Genomic DNA, 18,299 nt, shown 5'->3' on the forward strand with positions numbered 1-18,299 from the left:
GTCAGGATCCCGAAGGGGCGGGAGCGGGCGCGAGCGCGACGAGCCGGGCGATGAGGTCGCCGAACGTCCCGTCGGCGGGCTCGTCCGCCAGGATGTGGCGCAGCAGCCCCGCCATCTCCTCGTCGTACGCGGCGCTCACCGCGGCGAGCGCCGCGAAGTCGTGCACGAGCTGCGCCTCCAGCTCACGGCGCGGGATGCACCGCCCGTCCAGCCAGATCAGCGCCGTGGACTCGGCGAGCGAGATCCACGAGCGCACCACCAGCTCGAGGCGGGGCGGCGGGTCGGTGACGCCGAGGTGCGCGAGGATCTGGACGTACGCGGCCTGCCGGACCGAGTCGATGAGCGCGTTCGTCGTCGACGAGCCGACGGCGGGGCCGCCCCGCATCAGCGCCGAGAAGCCGGGCCCGTGCTCGTCCACGAAGTCGAAGAACCGCCCCATGACCCGGACGAGTCGGGCCCCGAGCGGACCCTCCTGCGGCTCCAGGAAGCGCTGCCCGAGATCTTCCGCCGCGCGCGTCAACGCCGCCTCGTACAGGCTGAGTTTGCCCGGGAAGTAGTGGTAGACCAGCGGCCGGGAAATGCCCGCGGCCGCGGCTATCTCGTCGATGGAGACGTCGTCGGGGGAGCGGTGGCTGAACAGTTCGAGTGCGACCCCGATCAACTGCTGCCGGCGCTCCTCGACTCCCATCCTGCGGCGCACCCCGGTTGTCATACGAACACCCTACCGAGCAATTCCGGCCCCGTGCGGAGCCGGTCCGCGCGAGCCGGTCACAGGTCGAGCACGAGCCGCTCCCCGCGCGCCCGGGAGACACAGATCAGCATCGAGTCGTCACGCTCCGAGTCCGTGAGCAGCTCGTCCCTGTGGTCGATCTCGCCCTCCAGGACCCGCTGTTGGCACGTCCCGCAGAACCCCTGCTCGCAGGAGTACGACACACTCGGCACCTCGGCGCGCACCGCCGCGAGCACCGAAGTGCCCGCCGGTACGGGGACGGTGCGGCCGGTGCGCCGCAGTTCGACCTCGAACGGCCCGTTGCCGTCGGCCGACGTGTGCGGGGCGAACCGTTCGAGATGCAGCTCGCAGTGGCCGGGAAGCGCCGCGGCCACGGCCTCCATCAGCCCCTCCGGCCCGCAGCAGTAGACCGCGGTGTCCGGTGCCGACTCCGCGAGCAGGCCCGCCAGATCGGGGCGCCCCTCCTCGTCCTCGGCGACGACGCGCACCCTGCCCCGCTCGCCGCCGAGCTTCTCCGCCTCCTCCAGGAACGGCATCGACGCGCGCGTGCGGCCCGCGTACAGCAGCCGCCAGTCCGCGCCCCGGGCTTCGAGGGCCCGCAGCATCGGCAGGACCGGCGTGATGCCGATGCCGCCCGCGACGAACACGTACGACGGGGCGCCGGCGGTGAGGGGGAAGCGGTTGCGCGGGCCGCGCACCTCGACCTCCGACCCCTCCTGCAGCTGCTCGTGCACCTCGCGCGAGCCGCCCCTGCCGTCCTCGATGAGCCGCGTCGCCACCGTGTACGACGAGGTGTCCTCGGGGTCGCCGCACAGCGAGTACTGCCGGATCAGCCCCGACGGCAGGACGAGGTCGAGATGCGCGCCCGGCTCCCAGGCGGGCAGGTCCTGCCCCTCGAGGCGCAGTTGGACGACACCGTCGGCGACGGACTCGTGCCGCGTGACGAGGAGCCGCAGGGCACGCGCGCGCGGACGGCCCGAGACCGGCTCGTCGAGCGCGGGCATCGGCCACAGCGGGGACGCCTGGATGCGGCGGCGCAGGGCGCGGCGCGCGAGCAGGGCGGAGCCGGTGACGAGCAGGACGGTACGCAGCCGTGGGGTGCGGAGGCGGGGCATGGTCAGACGGCTCCGTTCGAGGTCCGGGCTTCCGCCGCCGTCGCGGCGGGGGAGGTGGCCAGATAGGCGACCGCCTGCGCGGTGCTGCCCTCCTGGGAGGGGTGGTAGGAGCGGCTGAGATAGCGCGGGATGGACTTCACCATGGCGGCAGTGGAGGGCAGGACGCCCCGCTTACCGCCCTGGTAGAACTCCTTGAACGACGCCTTGCCGTCGAGCACCGTCGGGTCGTTCTCCATGAAGAAGCGCGCCCCGCGCTGCCACAGGAACATCAGTGCCGAGAACGCGAGCGCCCAGGTCCGCACCCGGCGCCGGTAGCCGCCGTCGACGTGCTCGAACAGCTCGAAGGCGACCGAGCGGTGCTCGACCTCCTCCGCGCCGTGCCAGCGCAGCAGGTCCAGCATCGTGGGGTCCGCGCCCTTGCGGTCCAGCTCGTCCGCGTTGAGCACCCAGTCGCCGAGGAACGCCGTGTAGTGCTCGATCGCGGCGATGAGCGCGACCCGTTCCATCAGCCACCACTCGCGCGCCCGCCCCGGCGGCAGCGTCCGGTCGCCGAGCAGCTTCTCGAAGAACCAGTCGACCTGCGCGGTGTACGGGGTCGGGTCGAGCCCCTGCTCCTTGAGGTGCGGCAGCACCTCGTCGTGGGCCTGCGAGTGCATGGCCTCCTGGCCGATGAACCCGATCACGTCCTCGCGGAGCCGGTCGTCGCGGATGTACGGCAGGACCTGCTTGTAGACGTGCACGAACCAGCGCTCTCCGGCGGGCAGCAGGAGATGCAGCACGTTGATCGTGTGCGTGGTGAACGGGTCGTCCGGGATCCAGTGCAGCGGGGTCCTGTCCCAGGAGAAGGAGACCCTGCGTGCCTTGAGCGCGACGCGCTCGTCAGCGACGGGCCGCGGTGCCCGGCTCTGCGTATTAGACATGGCGTCAATGTACTGACGGGTAGGGGGCGGGTACACCCCTCGTGCACCGATTTCTTTACGGAGGTGTCAGCAAGGGGTGTCCGCCGGGGCGCCGGGGGTTCAGCGCAGGGCGCCCACCTCGCGGCCCGTCGCCGTGCGGCCGGTCAGCTTCGTCCTGGCCCCCTGCCGGGTGGGCGCGGCGAGGACGTTGTCCGCGGCCCGGGCGCCGCCCGACGACGCGATCGACGTGACCTGCCTGCTCGCGGCGGCCACCACGTACCAGGTGCCGCCCCGCGACTTCCACAGCACGCCCGCGAGGACCAGCGGGTCCCGGCTGCCGCAGGCCGGGGTCCCCTCCGACTTCGCTGCGACCGCAGCCGTCGTCCCGCCGGGCGCCGTGAACAGGGCCAGCGTCCGCGCTCCGCCGCCCCGCCAGGTGTCGGCCCGCGCGCACGCCCAGTCCGCCGCGCCGCTGCCCTCGGGGAGCCGCTGGCGCGCGTACGCCCAGGAGTTGACGGTGCGCACGCCGTGCGAGCGTACGGAGGTGAGGGAGCACGCCGAGTGCTGCCAGTCGGCCGCGACCGCCTCGCGCGGCGCGCCGGGACGGCCCGCCGTGAGATGCGCGGGCACGAGCTCGCCGAGGTCGGTGGAGAGGCGGGTGCCCGCGTCGTCCCGCAGGGCGAGCGCGTTCCACGACGTGCAGTCGCGGGCGAGCGCGGGGCTGGCGAAGGGGGCCGTCACGCCGTCGGGGGCGCGGTCGAGCGGCATCGGCGCCGCCGACGGACTCAGCAGGTTCCGCACGGCGGCGCTCCGCACCCAGGGCGCGGTCAGATAGCGGACGTTGCCGTCGGCCCGGTCCACGACCAGGGCGCCGGCCTCCGGGCCCGTGGCGCCGTCCGCCCGTGCGAAGTCGAGCGCGGCGCCGCTCGTGCCGTCCTTCGGCTCCGCGTACCGCACGATGCGAAGACCGTCGTAGAACAGCACGATCCGGGCCTGGTCGACCTCGCCCGCGTACAGCAGCTGCGGGGGTCCGGGCGGGGCGCCGGCCTGGGTGCCCGGTGTCGCGGAGACCTGGACGGAGCCGCCTGGCCGCGCCCAGACCGCGAGGGCGCGCAGCAGCAGCGGCCGGTCGGCGGTCAGGGAGCCACGCGCGGGCCACACCGAGAAGTCCGTACGGGCCGACGTCTGCCACGCCGTGGCCGGGACCCTCGTCAACTTGCCGGGATCCAGGGCGGCCAGGCCCGCCGGGTTCTGTGCGTACGCGGGCGCCGCGGCCCCCTCGGGGCCCCAGCCGCCGCCCGGCAGGCCGAGCAGCGCCCCGCACACCAGCGTCGCGGCGGCTGCCGCGATCACGGCCTTCACATGCTGCCTGCGCCGCATGAGGTCCGGCGGCCTGGCCTGGAGCGAACACGGGTCGAACTCCGTCGACTCCAGGAGCGCGAGCGCGTCCTTCCCTGCCGGCATGGTCACGCCGTCCGCCTCGGCGAGCGCCGCGTCCGGGTCGTCGGCACCGGCCGCGCCCAGCATGTTCCGTACGGCGCTGTCGTCGAGCCGTTCGAGGCCGCGCAGTACGAACGCGGCGCGGCCGGGGCCGCTGAGCGCGGACAGCCCCTGGTCCAGGGCCAGTTCATCGGCCCCGCCCGAGCGCGGGAAGAGCCGCAGGCCCCACACCTGGGGAAGCAGCGGAGGCAGTTGGGAGCGCCGGGGCCAGGCCCTGCGCCGCAGCGGGCGGCCGGCGTCGAGCGCGGTGCGCAGGACCCGGAGCCGTACGAAGCCGTAGCCCGGATCGCCGTTGCGCCCCTCGGCGGTGCGGGGCGCCGGGACGGCCGCCGCGTCGGCCGAGGCACGGGCTCGCGGCAGGGCGCGCTGGGTCAGGGAGTGCGCCGTGAGCACCCGGCGGTTGCGGCCGAGGCTGGGCGGGAGCACCAGGTAGGCGAGCCGGACGAGCCGCGGGTAGTGCTCGACGAGAGCGGCCTCGGCCTGCTCCACGTCGACGACCGGACCGGGACGGGGGACGACATCCTGTGACTGCACCTTCGACTGCACGTTCAGCTGAACGAGCGAATCGTCGGATGGTCACTTCACGGTGTCACACCGGCTCCGGCTCCGCTTCGACCAGCAGGCGGGCGTAATTCGCCATCGACCTCTGGTATCGGGGCAGATGGGGCGCCAGCGCGCCGAGGGCCAGCGACAGGCCCTCGCGGTCCCGGCCCAGGCTGGACAGGCACAACGCCAGCGTGGCGCGCACGGCGTCGTCCAACTCGTCGGAGGGCGCGTCGAGTTCGGGCGTGAGAAGGGCCACACCTTCCTCGGGTCGGCCGATGTTGCGCAGGGAGCTGGAGAGCTGGATCTTGGCGCGGCGGCCCCGGTAGCCGGACAGGCCGAGCTTCAGGGCCTCCTGGTACAGCGGCACGGCCCGGTCCGAGTGGCCGGTCGAGTCGAAGGCGCTGCCGCGCTCGAACGGGCCGACCGGGCTGCCGTCCGGCAGCTCGGCGACGAGGTCGTCGATGGCGGCGCGGAAGTCGCCCGCGGTGGACTCGTCGTAGTCGTCGATGCTCGCCCACGCCGCGGTCAGGCGTGCGTCCCAGTCTTCGCTGCTCATCGGGTCACCTTGGCACGGATGTGCCCACGCGGCACAGGGGTTTCGCCGAGACCACGGGCCCCCGGGGTCCCATGCCGCCCGCGCCCCGAGCCCTCCGCACCCCCGCGTCACCCGGCCGTCAACCGCTTCCGGATCCGCTCCACCGCCTCGTCCGGCACCTCGAGCCCCTCGCGCACGTACGTCTCGAAGTCCCCGTACTGCACCGTCACCTCGTCCTGCGCGGCGTGCAGGTACGACGCCCGTACGCCGATCAGCGCGAGCGCGATCTCCGGGTCGCCGCCCTGCGCGGTGAACCCCTCGACGAGCGGCGCGAAGGCCTCCCGTACCGCCGGGTTGACCGACAGGTACTCGGTCTCCAGGGCCGCCTGGTCCGCGCCGAGGAGCGTCAGAACGACCGTCGCGGCCCAGCCGGTGCGGTCCTTGCCCGCGGTGCAGTGGAAGAGCAGCGGGCCCGCGTCGGGGTCGGCCAGTTCGGTCAGGAGCGTGCGGTAGGCGGCCCGCGCGGACTTCGTGGAGACGAGGGCGCGGTAGGTGTCGGCGAAGAGCGACTCGGCGCGCCCGCCGCCGAGCTTCTCGTCGGCGAGCGCCGGGTCGGACAGGACATGCTTGAGCTGCGCGGCGGCGGGCGCGGCCCCGGTCTGGGCGATCTTGTCGGCGAGCGCGTCCGCGACCAGGACATGGACGCCGTCCGGGACGTGGTCGGGGTAGGAGGCGCGCTCGCCGTTGGTGCGGAAGTCGACGATCGTGTGGATGCCGAGCGCGGCGAACGCCGGATCGGTTGCGGGGTCGAGCCGGTCGAGCTGCCCGGACCGCAGGGCGAGGCCCGGGTGTACGGTGCGTCCGCCGGGCAGCGGGATCCCGCCGAGGTCACGGAGGTTGGCGACGGTGGTGGCGGGGATCGCGGGCATGGGCGGGACTCCAGATGTCACAGCCGTGACCGGATTCACGGCTTATGTCCCGCCCATTCTGGCCCAGGGCCCGCTGCTACCCGAGCTGCCAGCCCCCGAACTCCACGGTGCCGCGCGCCCCGCCGCCCCCGTTCGTCGCCGTCATGAACAGCCCCACGTCCTGCGTCGTAGCCACCCCCGGCACCGCCACGGTCGCGACGGTCCGCCAGGTCGCCCCGTCGTCCGTCGAGCACTCACCCGTGTACGAGCCGCCGGACCGGGTCAGCCTCAGCGCGACCGGCGCCTTGATCCCGGTGATGCGCCGGTACGTGTCGAGCGTGCCGTCCCCGTTCGTGTCGTACGACAGCACGACCCCGTTGGACGGCGTCGCGGAGAGGTTCAGGAAGCCCGGGGAGCCGGGCGCCGCCAGGGAGTTGCGGACGATGAGGCCGGCCCGCGCCCACGGGCCCGTGGCGGCCTGCGCGGTCACCGTGACCTCAGCCGACGACCCGTCCGTGAAGGCGCCCTCGCGGTACGCCGAGCCGAACTCCGTGGTTCCCTTCCACAGGTCGGCGCCCGCCCCGTCGATCGCGTACCGGTCACCCAGCTGCCCGAAGACGGCGGCATTGTCGGTGACGGTCCGCCAGGCGCCGTCGAGCGGCCCGGCCTCGAAGAGCGTCCCCGCGTGGACCGACGTCACCCGGTCCTCGCCCTGTGGCCCGTACCGCACGGTGAGCTCGTACGGCAGCGGGCGCAGCGGCCGGTCCAGGGGCGTGCCGGGAGCGCTCGCCTGCCAGCGGACCGTGCCCGTGCCCGCGGGCGCGACGCTCCCCAGGGACGTGGAGCCCTCGGGCGCGGCATCGATGCCGGACAGCGTGAAGTCCACGCGCCCGGTTGCCCGCAGCCCGTTGACGTTGCGGAAAGCGGCCTCCACGCGCGCGTGCCCGCCGGGAGGGAACACCGTCGGCTGGGCGGTGACGGTCAGCGAGCCCTGGTAGGGCGCCCGCGCGAGCACGTCACGTACGCGCGTGGCCGTCTTGTACGCGTCCCCGATGGGCCGCAGCGGATAGTCCTTGCGCTCCACGGTCCACGGCTCCTCGAACGCGAACCAGTCGACGGCCGCGGGCGCCGACCCCGTGGCCAGCGCGTCCTCCAGGGCGTCCAGCCACTTCTGCCAGCGCGGCACGTAGAAGTCGGACATCAGGCCGTGCCACTCGCGGTTGGCGTACTCGTGCAGGCTCCCCGGGTCGGACGTGGCGCGGTCGCCCCACACCGTGATGAGCACCTTCGCCGTGCGCTCGAACTCGGCGCGCTCGGCGTCGCTCGTCGCGAGCCGCCGCGCGTCGTCGATCCACGGCCCGAGCAGGAACGCCGGATGCGTTCCCGTCACGTCGTCGGACAGCCGCATCAGCTTCAGCCACAGCGTCGCCAGGCGCCGGAAGGCGTCCCGGTCCTTCCTCGCGTACGCGGCCCGCAGCTGCGGCAGGAGCTGACGCGAGCGGTGCGCGAGCGCCTGCCGCGCCACGTCCACCAGGTCGTACTTGTACGCGGCGGAGCTCCGCAGTCCGCCGGCCACGCCGAGCAGCCCGCTCAGGGCCGCGTCGAAGCGGCCCGGGTCGTAGGCCAGGGCGCGGGGCGCGTACTCGGCGGCCCGGTTCGCGGCCAGGTCGGGACGGGCACAGAACAGCGAGTCGTGCGCGTCGCTGCGCTCCACCGCCGTGTGCTGGTACGCGGTGTCGTGCAGGGCGCGCCAGGCGGCCCGCGCGTCCGCGTCCCGGACTCCGTAACGGAAATCGGCGTACCCGGAGAACCAGGCCGCCCGGTCCACCTTGCCCTCGGTCCAGGCGAGTTCGGAGAACAGCTCGAAGGCGGCCGGGTCGCGGTCGGTGCCCTCCGGCATGAAGGCCGTGCCGGCGAGCGCGCTGCCCGGCTTGTCGCGCCACGCGAAGAACTTCTCGTTCCAGATGTGCGCGCGGGCGCCGATGGTGGTCCGCCCGCCGAAGTTCGGGATCGTGCCGAAGGCGTAGGGCGTGCCGCCCCAGTCCTTCTCGCGGTCGGTGACGGTCGTGAAGCGGTCACAGACGCCGTCGACGATCAGCATGCGCTTCTTGTCGATCGCGTCGATGAGCGCGGGCAGCGGGTTGGCCTCCCAGCCGAGAATCACCCACGTGGCTCCCGGGTGCGCCTTCTGCAGGGCCTTCTCGACGCCGCGCGCCGCGTCCGGCACGGGCACGTCACCGGCTGTGCCGCCCTCGTGCAGCAGGTCCATCTTGAAGTGCCCGGCCGCGCCGAACAGGTCCCGCTGATGTCCGTAGAAGGAGGCGGCGACGTCGGCGAAGGACTGAGTGCGCGGGTCGAGCCAGTCGGGCCGGTCGAAGCCGTGCCAGGTGCCCTGCGGAACGATGTGCGCGTCGCCGCCGTTGCGCTCCACGAAGCCGTGGGGGACGTGCCCGTAGTAGCCGGGGAACACGGGCGACATGCCGAGCTCGCGCAGCCTGTCCGTGATCCTGCGGCCCAGCTCGACGCGCTTCGCGATGAGTTCGGGCGACAGCGGTCCGCCGTACCCCGACAGGTTCTGCAGGAGCCACCACGGCTGGTGCGTGGGCGCCGGCAGCCAGGCGCGCGACTCCGCGTCGCTGTACCCGAAGTCCTTCAGGACGCGCTCGTACACGGCCTCCGTACCCGCGATGACGAGGACCTCGTTGCACCCGTGCAGCGCGAGGACGTCGATCATCCGCTCCCAGTACGGCCAGTCCGCGTACGGCGCGGTGTAGCCGTCGTTCGTGTCGTTGAGGGCGAACCGGTGGGGGAGTGCGGTGGATCTCTCCAGCGGGCGCGGGGGCGCCGGCAGGGTCTTCGGCAGGTCGAGCTGGCTGCCGTTCCACGCGATGTGGGCCCCGCAGACGTACTTGAGATACCAGTGAACTCCCGTGAGCATCACGGCCGGTGTCGTGCCGGCCACTTCGACGCTCCCCCGCGTGCCCGTCACCCGGAACCGGTCGCCGCCGTCCTGCGGGGAGAGGAACCTGAGACGGAACTGGTCCGCGTGACCCGGGAGCAGTCTGTTGAGTGCGGAGCGTACGGGAGCCGTATCGAAGGCAGGGCCCTCGGCGGCGTGAGCCGTGACGGGGAACCCTGCGGCGGCTCCCAGGCCGATGGCGCCGGCGGTGCCGAGGACGGAACGTCGCGACGGTGCGGTCATAGGTGTGCCCCCTGCGTCGGATGGTGCGGCGCACGGTAACCCTGTGACCCCCCTTGCTCAACGCTGTGCACGGAGCTGGCGAATTCGTGTCGCCGCACGGGACGGAAGGAAACGATGGGAATGACGCGACGCATGCGGCGCATATGGGCGACCGGGGCGATGGTCTCGCTGGCGGTCCTGACCGGCTGCGGATCGAGCGCCGACGGCGTGCCGAAGACCGCGACCGGCAGCCTGGAACAGCTCGCCGCCAAGGCGAGGTGCAGGCCCGACATCCAGACGGACGCCGACGAGCTGCGCCAGGCCACCTGCGGCGACGGCCGGGACCGCTACATCCTCGCCACCTTCGCCACCGACCGCGGCCAGGCCGAGTGGCTCGACCAGGCCGACGACTACGGCGGCACGTATCTGATCGGCCGCCGCTGGATCGCCGTCGGCGCCGACAAGGCGGTCACAGCGCTGCGCGGCCGGCTCGGCGGGACCGTGGAGAAGTCCTCCTCGCACCACTCGGGGAGTAGCGGTGGCGGGGGTCACGAGGAGGACGGGCACTCCGGGCACTGACGGTCACCGCGCGAGCCGACCGCGCAGCAGTCGACGGGGGGTCAGGCCGTCAGGTACAGCGCTGACCCCGGTTGATGCAGTTCGCGACGCGCTTCATCAGGCCCTCGTCGAAGACGTTGATGAAGTCGCCGTGGTCGGTCACGGGCTTGTGCAGCTGCTCGGGGAACGAGTCGACGGCGAAGCCGGGGCCGGGCGGGACGTCGTACACGATGCGCTGCTGCAGCTGGGGGATCGCCTGGAAGCCCTGCGGGCAGGCGCCGCTGGCCGGGTCGGCGAAGGCCACGTGCGTACGGTGGTTGGCGCTGTCGGTGTTGCGCCCGTCCCAGCAGCTCTGGAACTTGAACGACCGCACGACCTTGCTGCCCTCGGGGCAGATCGGGTACTTGTCCTTGAGCTGGCGATCCTCGAAGCCGGTGCAGCTCCAGGACGCGTTCGCGTTCGCGTCGCCGTTGGTGAAGGCCTTGGCGTCACCGGTGATGATGCGCAGGAACCGCGGCATGGCGACGACCTTGCCGGTCGGATTTCCCACGAACTTCAGCGTGACCGAGGCAGGTGTCTGGATCTCGCCGACATTCTGGTCCTTGCCGCCGCCGTCGGCCTGCGCGTCGTTCTCGTCCTTTCCGTTCTGGAGGCGCAGAACAGGCCAGTAATAGGTCGACTTGTCACCCTGATTGCGACAGCTCGTGTCGCCATTCGCAAGATCGTCGTCACTGGCGAAAGCGTCGTTCGCCTGATTTCCCACGTAGTCGTGCATATGGTGCGCGCCATTGCTCACACCGGGCGCCACGATGACGTTGTCGGGATTGAACTTGCCGTTCTCGTTCCGCCCGCATTTCGTGGTGAACGTGCCGCGGGAGGCGGCCCGCTGGCTGGGCGGCGTCTTCACGTTGGGCTGGACGGAGTTGATGTCGACGAAGTCGGAGGCGTCGGGGCCGTTGCCGTTCTGCTGACCGCCGCCCTGCCCGCCGTCCTGTCCGCCACCCTGCTGACCGCCGTCTCCTTGCTGGCCGCCGTCCTGTTGGCCGCCGTCTGCCTGACCGCCGTCCGCGGGCGCGGACGGTGCGGCGGAGCCGGCCGGGGGGCTGCCGTCGGTGCCGGCCGACCTGGCCGTGCAGGCCGCGAGGTCCTTCATGCCCTCGGGGGCCGTGCCGCCGGCCCGGCTGATCTCCAGGCCGATCCGGTCGATGAGGGTCGAACGCCGCTCCTTCAACGGCTGCAGAATGCTGTTCTGTACGAACTCCGGATCCCGCGCCGCCGCGTCCCGCGAGGCCGCGAGGCGCTGGTACGACTCGGTGATCTGGCTGTCCATCGTGGCCAGTTCGCCGTCGACCTCCGACCGCGCGGCGTCCGGCACGTCGGAGAGCCCGTTGCCCACGTCGGGGCAGTCGATGGTGGCGACCTGCTGCTGTTGCTGCTGCGCGCCGTCGCCGCGCTGCGCCGGGTTCTCCTCGTGGGCGGACGCGTAGACGTTCACCGCGACCAGCCCTCCTCCACCCAGGAGCAGTGCGGCCGACGCGACCGTCATGCGCGTCGCGAGTGACGAGCGCCGTTTTCGTGATGTGCGTCCCATGGAGCTACGTACGCAACACACGGGCCCCTTGTTCAAAGAGAGCACCGGTGATTTCCCGGCGGAATCTCAACGGACCTGATCCAGATAGGCGATGACGGCGAGAACCCGCCGGTTGTCGTCGTCCGACACCGGAAGTCCCAGCTTCAGAAAGATATTGGAGGTGTGTTTCGCGATCGCCCGTTCCGTGACGACGAGTTGGCCCGCGATGGCCGCATTCGACCGGCCCTGCGCCATGAGTTCCAGAACCTCCATTTCGCGCGGTGTCAGACCGCCGAGCGGCGCGTCGGCGGCCCGCCGCGAGAGGAGCTGCTTGATCACCTGCGGGTCCATCGCGGTCCCGCCCGCGGCGACCCGGCGCACCGCGTCGATGAACTGGTCCGCGTCGAACACCCGGTCCTTCAGCAGATAGCCGATCCCGCCGTTCCCGTCGGCGAGCAGCTCGCGCGCGTACAGCTGTTCCACGTGCTGCGACAGGACGAGGACCGGCAGCCCTGGCCGCGCCCGCCGCGCGGCCAGCGCACACTGCAGCCCCTCGTCCGTGTGCGAGGGCGGCAGCCGTACGTCGACGACCGCGACGTCCGGCTCCAACTCGGCCAGCGCCTTGGTCAGTTCGGGCCCGCTCTCGACGGCCGCGGCGACCTCGAAGTCGTACGCCTCCAGCATCCGCACCAGGCCGTCGCGGAGCAGGAAGAGATCTTCGGCTAGGACAACGCGCAAGGAAGCTCCATCGTCACCATGGTCGGACCGCCCGCGGGGGAGCTGACGGCGAGGACGCCGTCGAATGTACCGAGCCGGCGCTCGATCCCGCTCAGCCCCGACCCCGCCCCGATTCTCGCCCCGCCCTTGCCGTTGTCGGTGACGGCGATCCGCAGCATGCCCGTCGCCCCGGTGTGGTGCACGTCGACCCAGATGCGGTCGGCCCCCGAGTGCTTGACGGCGTTCGTGAGGACCTCGCTGACGGCGAAGTACGCCGCCGACTCGACGGGCGCCTCGGCGCGGCCCGGCAGGTCCACGTCGACGTCGGTGGCGACCGGCAGCCGCAGCGCGAGCGCCTGCACCGCGTCACCGAGGCCGCGCTCGGCGAGGACCGGCGGATGGATGCCGCGGACCAGGTCGCGCAGCTCGGTGAGGGCGTCGGCGGAGGACCTGCGGGCCTGCGCGAGCAGCTCCTTGGCCTTCTGCGGGTTCTTCTCGATCAGCGTCTCGATCGTGCCGAGGTCCATGCCCATGGCGACGAGGCGGGCCTGCGCGCCGTCGTGCAGGTCGCGCTCGATGCGGCGCAGCTCCGCGGCCGAGGTGTCGACCGCGTCGCGCCGCGTCTGCGTCAACACCTCGACGCGGGCGGCCAGTTCGCCCTCGTCCGGGGTGAGGACGGCCCGGGTCAGCTGGAAGTGGGCGCGCAGCAGCGCAGGGGCCGTGAAGTAACCGGCCACGAGGAGTGCGTTGGCGAGGCCGGCGGCCTCGAACGCGGAGCCCTGGCCGCTGATGGGCACGAACCCGTACCACCAGCCGACGTACGTGCCGTCCGTGAAGACCCGCCACAGGCCGGCCGCGAGGGCGTACCCCTCCAGCGGGTAGAAGACGACCGCGGCCGGCAGGAGCGCGGTCACGAACCCGGCCGTCATGTCGACGAGCAGCCACAGCAGGTCCCGCCATGTCGCCGGGTCACCGAGCATCAGCCGGCAGCGCTCCGCCTGCCCGACGAGTCCGGTCCGGACGTCGGCGGGGAAGGGCCGGTACAGCGCCGGGACGCGGATCCCGTACCACTCGGCGGCGAGGACGCGCCGACGGTTCGCCCAGGACCTGACCAGGGAGAGCACGGCAGGAGTGGTGAGTACGCCGACACCCAGGACGATGAACACGATCGACAGGACGGACAGCACGAAGAGGGTGAGCGAGCCGGCGAACCCCACGACTGCGAGCGCGAGGCCACGCGCCCCCGCCACCAGGGCGCGGCGCGCCCGCCCGCCGAACGCACTCGACGCGTCCATCCCGCTCTCCGTCCACCGCCCGACCCGTACGCCCCCAGTCTCCCCGGCCGGGGCCGTACGGGGCATGGGGCCGGGCACCCGTCCGGGGGTGTATCTGGCACCACCCCCAAGGCCCCCTGGCTTCAGCCCGCCAGGACCTTCGCCTCCGTCGCCGGGTCGAGGCCGAGCACCGGCCGGTCCGGGCGCTGCGGGGCCTTCCCGCCGATGGACTCCAGCCAGGCCCAGGTGTCGGCGACGGTCTCCTCGACGGGCCGGCAGCGCAGCCCGGCCGCGACCGCCTTCGCCACGTCACCGCTGTGCAGCGCGGCATGCATGTCACTGCCCGGCGGCACCCACACCGGCAGCTGCATCCACGGCTCGATACCCGCAGCGGCGATCACCTCGGGAGCGGTCCAGCGCAGGTCGGCATCGCCCCCGGTGGCCCGGATGCAGGCGTCGAGCAGCCCGCCCATGGTCGTGTGCCCGGAGGGGCTGATCACGGTGTACGGGCCGCTCAGTCCGGCCTGTGCCGCATCGAGGACCCAGGCGGCGAGGTCGCGTACGTCGATGTACTGGAGCGGCAGTTCGCGGGGGCCGGGTGCGAGCACGGGGCCGCCCCGCGCGATCCGCCCCAGCCACCACGGGAGCCGGCCGATGTTCTCGTACGGGCCGAGGATCAGCCCGCACCGCACGAGCAGCGCACGCCCGGCGCCGAACGCTTCGACCGCCGCGAGCTCACCGCCCCGCTTGTCCCGCGCGTAGTCCGTCCGTTCCGCGTCGGGCGAGGCACCGTCGACGACCGGGGCGTCCTCGGTGTAGCCGGGCGGGGGCGCCCACGTGTACACGGACGAGGTCGACACGTATACGTAGCGGCCCGCGCGCCCTGCGAGCAGCCGGGCGGAGTCGCGGACCGCGCGGGGCGCCGCCCCCCAGGTGTCCACGACGACGTCCCACTCGCTCTCGCTCTCCGCGAGCGCGGCGAGCCCGCCGTCCGCGGTGCGGTCCCCGTGCAGGGACCGCACCCCTTCGGGCGCCGCGTGCTGCCCGCGGTGGAAGACCGTCACGTCCCAGGACCTGGCGACCGCGGCCTCCACCACTGCGCGCCCCACGAATTCCGTACCGCCGAGTACCAGAAGTTTCATGCCGGTGACTCTGCCTGCTCGGGACGCGTCAGGGAATCCGTTTCTGCCCGTGGGAGAACTGTTCGGCCGGCGACGGCCGGCGGACGGCGCTCCGCTTGACGGTCAACGCGCGGCCGGCGGGGCGTACTTGTAGCCCACCCGCCGCACCGTCTGGATCACCTGACGGTGCTCGGCCCCGAGCTTGCGCCGCAGCCGCGCGACATGGACGTCGACCGTCCGTCCGTCGCCCACGTGCCCGTAGCCCCACACCGTGGTCACGAGCTGGTCGCGGGTGTGCACCCGGTGCGGATGCGCGACGAGGTGCGCGAGCAGCTCGAACTCCAGGTAGGTCAGGTCGAGTTGGCGCCCGTTCACCTGCGCGGTGCGCTGTGTGCCGTCGATGCGGACGAGCGCGTCGGTGGCGGTGGCGGTGGCGGTGATGGCGGTGTCGCTGTCCTGCGGCGCCGCTTCGGGCCGCCGCCCGGGCTCGTCGGGCACCGGGAGCAGCGGCTGCTGGTCCGCCGGTACGAGGACCAGGTAGCCGATCATCGGGGGCCGGCCCGGCAGCGTGGGCAGGGTGTGCGGGGGAGCGGGCAGCCAGGTCGCGCCCGGCGGCAGGAAGTCCGTGACGTCGACCACCTCGTCCCGGTCGACGGCGCGCAGCCGGTGGCGGCCGGAGACGGCGGGGGAGGGGGCGGAGGTCGCAGAGGAAGCGGTGGTGAAGGAACGGGTGTTCGCCATGAGTGGTCAACTCTTTCGCGCGAGGAGTCATCGAGATCGTCGAGAACTGCGAGGTCGCAGAAGGACCTACGTCGTGCGCGCGGGCCGAACGCCGGGGTGGACCGGCTTTATAGGGCCTGCGCGTTCTCCGCGCGGCAACACACCCGGTCGAAGTCGTGGTGCTGACGGGAAGGCCAGAAGGGCTCGAGGTCGTGGCGACCCGTCGCGGTGTTGTGGAAGCTGGCCATGGCTCCATTGAAGCAGACGGGGTCGCGGGGCAGGACCCCCCTCTCACCGGTCGGACGGCACCTTGGCGTGAACTTGACGCTGTCCGAGGTGCGCGGCGACGCGAAGGGCGCCCACCGGACCGGTGGGCGCCCTTCGGGAATCAGGTGCCGCGGATCAGACCTGACCGGCCTTCTCCAGAGCGGTGCAGCAGGTGTCGACGATCAGGCGCGTCACGACGTACGGGTCGACGTTCGCGTTCGGACGGCGGTCCTCGATGTAGCCCTTGCCGTCCTTCTCGACCTGCCACGGGATGCGGACCGAGGCACCGCGGTCGGAGACGCCGTAGCTGTACTCGTTCCACGGGGCGGTCTCGTGCAGACCCGTCAGACGGTCGTCGATGCCCGCGCCGTAGTTCTTGACGTGGTCCATCGGCTTCGAGCCCTCGCCGAGCGACTCGCACGCGGTGATGATCGCCTCGTAACCCTCGCGCATCGCCTTCGTGGAGAAGTTGGTGTGCGCGCCGGCGCCGTTCCAGTCGCCCTTGACCGGCTTCGGGTCGAGGGTCGCGGAGATGTTGAAGTCCTCGGCGGTGCGGTACAGCAGCCAGCGGGCCACCCACAGCTGGTCGGAGACCTCGAGCGGGGCGAGCGGGCCGACCTGGAACTCCCACTGGCCGGGCATGACCTCGGCGTTGATGCCGGAGATCCCGAGGCCCGCCTTGAGGCAGTTGTCCAGGTGCGCCTCGACGACGTCACGGCCGAAGATCTCGTCCGCGCCGACACCGCAGTAGTAGCCGCCCTGCGCGGCCGGGAAGCCGCCCACGGGGAAGCCGAGCGGGCGCTCGCCCTCGAAGAACGTGTACTCCTGCTCGATGCCGAAGATCGACTCCTGCGCGGCGAACTGCTCCGCGACCTCGGCGAGCGCGGCACGCGTGTTGGACTCGTGCGGCGTCATGTCGATGTTCAGGACCTCGCACATGACGAGGATGTCGTCGCCGCCGCGGATCGGGTCCGGGTAGGAGGCGACGGGACGCAGCACGCGGTCGGAGGCGTGGCCCTTGGCCTGGCTGGTGCTCGAACCGTCGAAGCCCCAGATCGGCAGCTCTTCGAGCGCCGGCGCGGAACCCGCGATGATCTTCGTCTTCGAACGGAGCTTGGCCGTCGGCTGGGTGCCGTCGATCCAAATGTACTCAGCCTTGAACGTCACGGGGCCACATCCTTCGGGTGGGTCTGTACGGCGCAGTCATGTGCGGGTGCGGCGCCTCGGTGTGCTGCTCCGCAGACTGTCAACAGGGGATTTCCCGTCCGTTGCCCATATGTGAACCCCGTGTTACCCGGGCCCCTCTGTGGCCGGAGTCACGTTTCGCCGGACGGCCCCGGCCCGCGCACGTCATGGGGGCACGCGCGCGGGCCGGGGCCGTAGGCCCGGTGGGCCTGTGAGGTCAGCCCACCTTCTCTATACGTGCGTTGCGGATGAGGAATTTGCCCGGTTCGCGGACCTGCTCGAACGCCGAGTTGTTCAGCAGGACGCAGCTTCCGGAGACGGATGTGACCTCGACGGACGTGGACTTGCCGTTGTCCAGGTTGGTGACCTTGAGCTTCGTCCCGGCGGGGAACTGTCCGCTGGACGCGGCGGGCGCGCCGCCCTCACCGGACAGCGTCACGGTCGAACCGGCACAGACCTGCTCGCCGGCGGCGTCCCCTCCTGCGTCACCGGCGCCGCCGGCCGCGTCCGTGGGATCGGGTTCGGCGGTGACGGTGTCCGGCGGTGCGGCGGTCACCGTCTCCATGCCGCCGGCCGCATCATCGGAACCGGCGCCGGCGGCGTCATCAGCACCGGCTCCCGCTCCGGCGGCGTCATCGGCCCCGGCTCCGGCCTGCGCCCCGTCCCCGGCCTCGCAGCCGGATGCCGCCTCCTTGCGCCGGATCTCCGCGATGACCGCTTCCCGGTTGGCGATGCGGGCCTCGGACTGCGCGTCCGGGGCGGCCCGCTGCCCGTCGATGAACTTCTGGTTGTTGGCGATCGCGGTCTCCAGGCCCTGGCAGACCTGGGCGTTCTGCGCGACCGGCGCCGCATTGCCCGTACTCGCGAGAGCGAAAGCCGCCCCACCGGCGACGAGGGCCGCGCTCACGGCGAGCGCGGCCTTCTTCCGGGGGCCCATCCTTCTCCTGCGGGACATGTCCGCCTCCTGTCGTCGTTACGAACGTCGGTGCGCGCACCTTTACGTACGGGTAACTGGAGGGCGGAACTCAACTGACCCAGGGGAAGCTCAAGTAACGTACGTCACACGAGAGTTGGGACCGCGGGTGAGCCCCTCGCGTCTCAGTGGCGTCCGAGCGCGTCCCGGACCGCGTCCTCGCTGCGCGCCACCACGGCCGTACCGTCCTCCGCCGTGATGATCGGCCGCTGGATGAGCTTCGGGTGTGCGGAGAGCGCCGCGATCCACCGGTCGCGCGCACCCGCGTCCCGCGCCCAGTCCTTCAGGCCGAGCTCCTTCGCGTCGGCCTCCTGCGTCCGTGTGATGTCCCACGGCTCCAGCCCGAGCCGCTCCAGAACGGCGCGGATGTCGTCCTCGGACGGCACGTCCTCCAGGTAGCGCCGCACCGTGTAGTCGGCTCCCTCCGCGTCGAGCAGGGACAGCGCGCTGCGGCACTTCGAACAGGCGGGGTTGATCCAGATTTCCATGGGGCCAAAGGT

At 72.3% G+C, this 18,299-nt stretch carries 16 protein-coding genes; 1 reads left to right on the forward strand and 15 read right to left on the reverse strand.

What is annotated here, in order from left to right; genetic code table 11:
- Position 1 precedes the first annotated feature (1 nt).
- From CG723_RS05535 to CG723_RS05565, 7 genes are all read right to left on the reverse strand, one after another.
- Positions 2-712, reverse strand: a complete 711-nt coding sequence (locus tag CG723_RS05535) for a TetR/AcrR family transcriptional regulator (RefSeq protein WP_100592094.1) — start codon at positions 710-712, stop codon at positions 2-4.
- A gap of 56 nt (positions 713-768) precedes the next feature.
- Positions 769-1,845 (reverse strand): PDR/VanB family oxidoreductase, encoded by a 1,077-nt coding sequence (locus CG723_RS05540; RefSeq protein ID WP_100592095.1) that lies wholly within the window; start codon positions 1,843-1,845, stop codon positions 769-771.
- Positions 1,846-1,847: 2 nt separating this feature from the next.
- Positions 1,848-2,765 carry a metal-dependent hydrolase gene (locus CG723_RS05545; RefSeq protein ID WP_100592096.1) on the reverse strand — a complete coding sequence of 306 codons (918 nt, stop codon included), beginning with the start codon at positions 2,763-2,765 and terminating at the stop codon, positions 1,848-1,850.
- A 99-nt stretch (positions 2,766-2,864) separates the two neighbouring features.
- Positions 2,865-4,778: a hypothetical protein gene (locus CG723_RS05550; RefSeq protein ID WP_100592580.1), complete on the reverse strand. Its 1,914-nt coding sequence runs from the start codon at positions 4,776-4,778 to the stop codon at positions 2,865-2,867.
- A gap of 55 nt (positions 4,779-4,833) precedes the next feature.
- Positions 4,834-5,346: a tetratricopeptide repeat protein gene (locus tag CG723_RS05555; protein WP_100592097.1), complete on the reverse strand. Its 513-nt coding sequence runs from the start codon at positions 5,344-5,346 to the stop codon at positions 4,834-4,836.
- Between the two features lie 107 nt (positions 5,347-5,453).
- Positions 5,454-6,254 carry a tyrosine-protein phosphatase gene (locus tag CG723_RS05560; protein WP_100592098.1) on the reverse strand — a complete coding sequence of 267 codons (801 nt, stop codon included), beginning with the start codon at positions 6,252-6,254 and terminating at the stop codon, positions 5,454-5,456.
- 76 nt (positions 6,255-6,330) lie between these two features.
- Positions 6,331-9,435: an alpha-N-acetylglucosaminidase gene (locus CG723_RS05565; protein ID WP_100592099.1), complete on the reverse strand. Its 3,105-nt coding sequence runs from the start codon at positions 9,433-9,435 to the stop codon at positions 6,331-6,333.
- A gap of 114 nt (positions 9,436-9,549) precedes the next feature.
- Here CG723_RS05565 and CG723_RS05570 point away from each other — a divergent pair, with 114 nt between their 5' ends.
- Positions 9,550-9,993, forward strand: coding sequence for a hypothetical protein (locus CG723_RS05570; RefSeq protein ID WP_384263701.1), 444 nt, complete (start codon positions 9,550-9,552; stop codon positions 9,991-9,993).
- 49 nt (positions 9,994-10,042) lie between these two features.
- On the opposite strand, the gene CG723_RS05575 is transcribed toward CG723_RS05570, so the two are convergent.
- The 8 genes from CG723_RS05575 to CG723_RS05610 all read right to left on the reverse strand — a co-directional run bounded on the left by CG723_RS05575 (position 10,043) and on the right by CG723_RS05610 (position 18,287).
- Positions 10,043-11,563 (reverse strand): DUF1996 domain-containing protein, encoded by a 1,521-nt coding sequence (locus CG723_RS05575; protein ID WP_100592100.1) that lies wholly within the window; start codon positions 11,561-11,563, stop codon positions 10,043-10,045.
- A 66-nt stretch (positions 11,564-11,629) separates the two neighbouring features.
- Positions 11,630-12,280 carry a response regulator transcription factor gene (locus CG723_RS05580; protein WP_100592101.1) on the reverse strand — a complete coding sequence of 217 codons (651 nt, stop codon included), beginning with the start codon at positions 12,278-12,280 and terminating at the stop codon, positions 11,630-11,632.
- Positions 12,265-13,554, reverse strand: coding sequence for a sensor histidine kinase (locus CG723_RS05585; protein ID WP_100592102.1), 1,290 nt, complete (start codon positions 13,552-13,554; stop codon positions 12,265-12,267). The genes CG723_RS05580 and CG723_RS05585 overlap by 16 nt, the downstream gene beginning before the upstream one ends.
- Before the next feature lie 122 nt (positions 13,555-13,676).
- On the reverse strand, positions 13,677-14,675 hold the full coding sequence (locus CG723_RS05590) for an NAD-dependent epimerase/dehydratase family protein (RefSeq protein WP_100592103.1): 999 nt from the start codon (positions 14,673-14,675) through the stop codon (positions 13,677-13,679).
- Between the two features lie 102 nt (positions 14,676-14,777).
- A complete protein-coding gene (locus tag CG723_RS05595) occupies positions 14,778-15,395 on the reverse strand; it encodes a winged helix-turn-helix domain-containing protein (protein WP_100592104.1) in 618 nt (205 codons plus the stop codon).
- Between the two features lie 381 nt (positions 15,396-15,776).
- Positions 15,777-16,808, reverse strand: a complete 1,032-nt coding sequence (gene glnII, locus CG723_RS05600) for a glutamine synthetase (RefSeq protein WP_100592105.1) — start codon at positions 16,806-16,808, stop codon at positions 15,777-15,779.
- Positions 16,809-17,043: 235 nt separating this feature from the next.
- A complete protein-coding gene (locus tag CG723_RS05605) occupies positions 17,044-17,781 on the reverse strand; it encodes a hypothetical protein (protein WP_100592106.1) in 738 nt (245 codons plus the stop codon).
- A 143-nt stretch (positions 17,782-17,924) separates the two neighbouring features.
- Positions 17,925-18,287, reverse strand: coding sequence for an arsenate reductase family protein (locus tag CG723_RS05610; RefSeq protein ID WP_100592107.1), 363 nt, complete (start codon positions 18,285-18,287; stop codon positions 17,925-17,927).
- Positions 18,288-18,299 lie beyond the last annotated feature (12 nt).

Origin of the sequence: Streptomyces sp. CB01635 (assembly GCF_002803065.1) — a bacterium.
Classification (GTDB): domain Bacteria; phylum Actinomycetota; class Actinomycetes; order Streptomycetales; family Streptomycetaceae; genus Streptomyces.

Excerpts from the sequence above, each read along its gene's own strand:
- CG723_RS05535 (WP_100592094.1), bottom strand. The coding sequence starts at position 712 with ATGACAACCGGGGTGCGCCGCAGGATGGGAGTCGAGGAGCGCCGGCAG.
- CG723_RS05540 (WP_100592095.1), bottom strand. The coding sequence starts at position 1,845 with ATGCCCCGCCTCCGCACCCCACGGCTGCGTACCGTCCTGCTCGTCACC.
- CG723_RS05545 (WP_100592096.1), bottom strand. The coding sequence starts at position 2,765 with ATGTCTAATACGCAGAGCCGGGCACCGCGGCCCGTCGCTGACGAGCGC.
- CG723_RS05555 (WP_100592097.1), bottom strand. The coding sequence starts at position 5,346 with ATGAGCAGCGAAGACTGGGACGCACGCCTGACCGCGGCGTGGGCGAGC.
- CG723_RS05560 (WP_100592098.1), bottom strand. The coding sequence starts at position 6,254 with ATGCCCGCGATCCCCGCCACCACCGTCGCCAACCTCCGTGACCTCGGC.
- CG723_RS05565 (WP_100592099.1), bottom strand. The coding sequence starts at position 9,435 with ATGACCGCACCGTCGCGACGTTCCGTCCTCGGCACCGCCGGCGCCATC.
- CG723_RS05570 (WP_384263701.1), top strand. The coding sequence starts at position 9,550 with ATGGGAATGACGCGACGCATGCGGCGCATATGGGCGACCGGGGCGATG.
- CG723_RS05575 (WP_100592100.1), bottom strand. The coding sequence starts at position 11,563 with ATGGGACGCACATCACGAAAACGGCGCTCGTCACTCGCGACGCGCATG.
- CG723_RS05585 (WP_100592102.1), bottom strand. The coding sequence starts at position 13,554 with ATGGACGCGTCGAGTGCGTTCGGCGGGCGGGCGCGCCGCGCCCTGGTG.
- CG723_RS05590 (WP_100592103.1), bottom strand. The coding sequence starts at position 14,675 with ATGAAACTTCTGGTACTCGGCGGTACGGAATTCGTGGGGCGCGCAGTG.
- CG723_RS05595 (WP_100592104.1), bottom strand. The coding sequence starts at position 15,395 with ATGGCGAACACCCGTTCCTTCACCACCGCTTCCTCTGCGACCTCCGCC.
- CG723_RS05605 (WP_100592106.1), bottom strand. The coding sequence starts at position 17,781 with ATGTCCCGCAGGAGAAGGATGGGCCCCCGGAAGAAGGCCGCGCTCGCC.
- CG723_RS05610 (WP_100592107.1), bottom strand. The coding sequence starts at position 18,287 with ATGGAAATCTGGATCAACCCCGCCTGTTCGAAGTGCCGCAGCGCGCTG.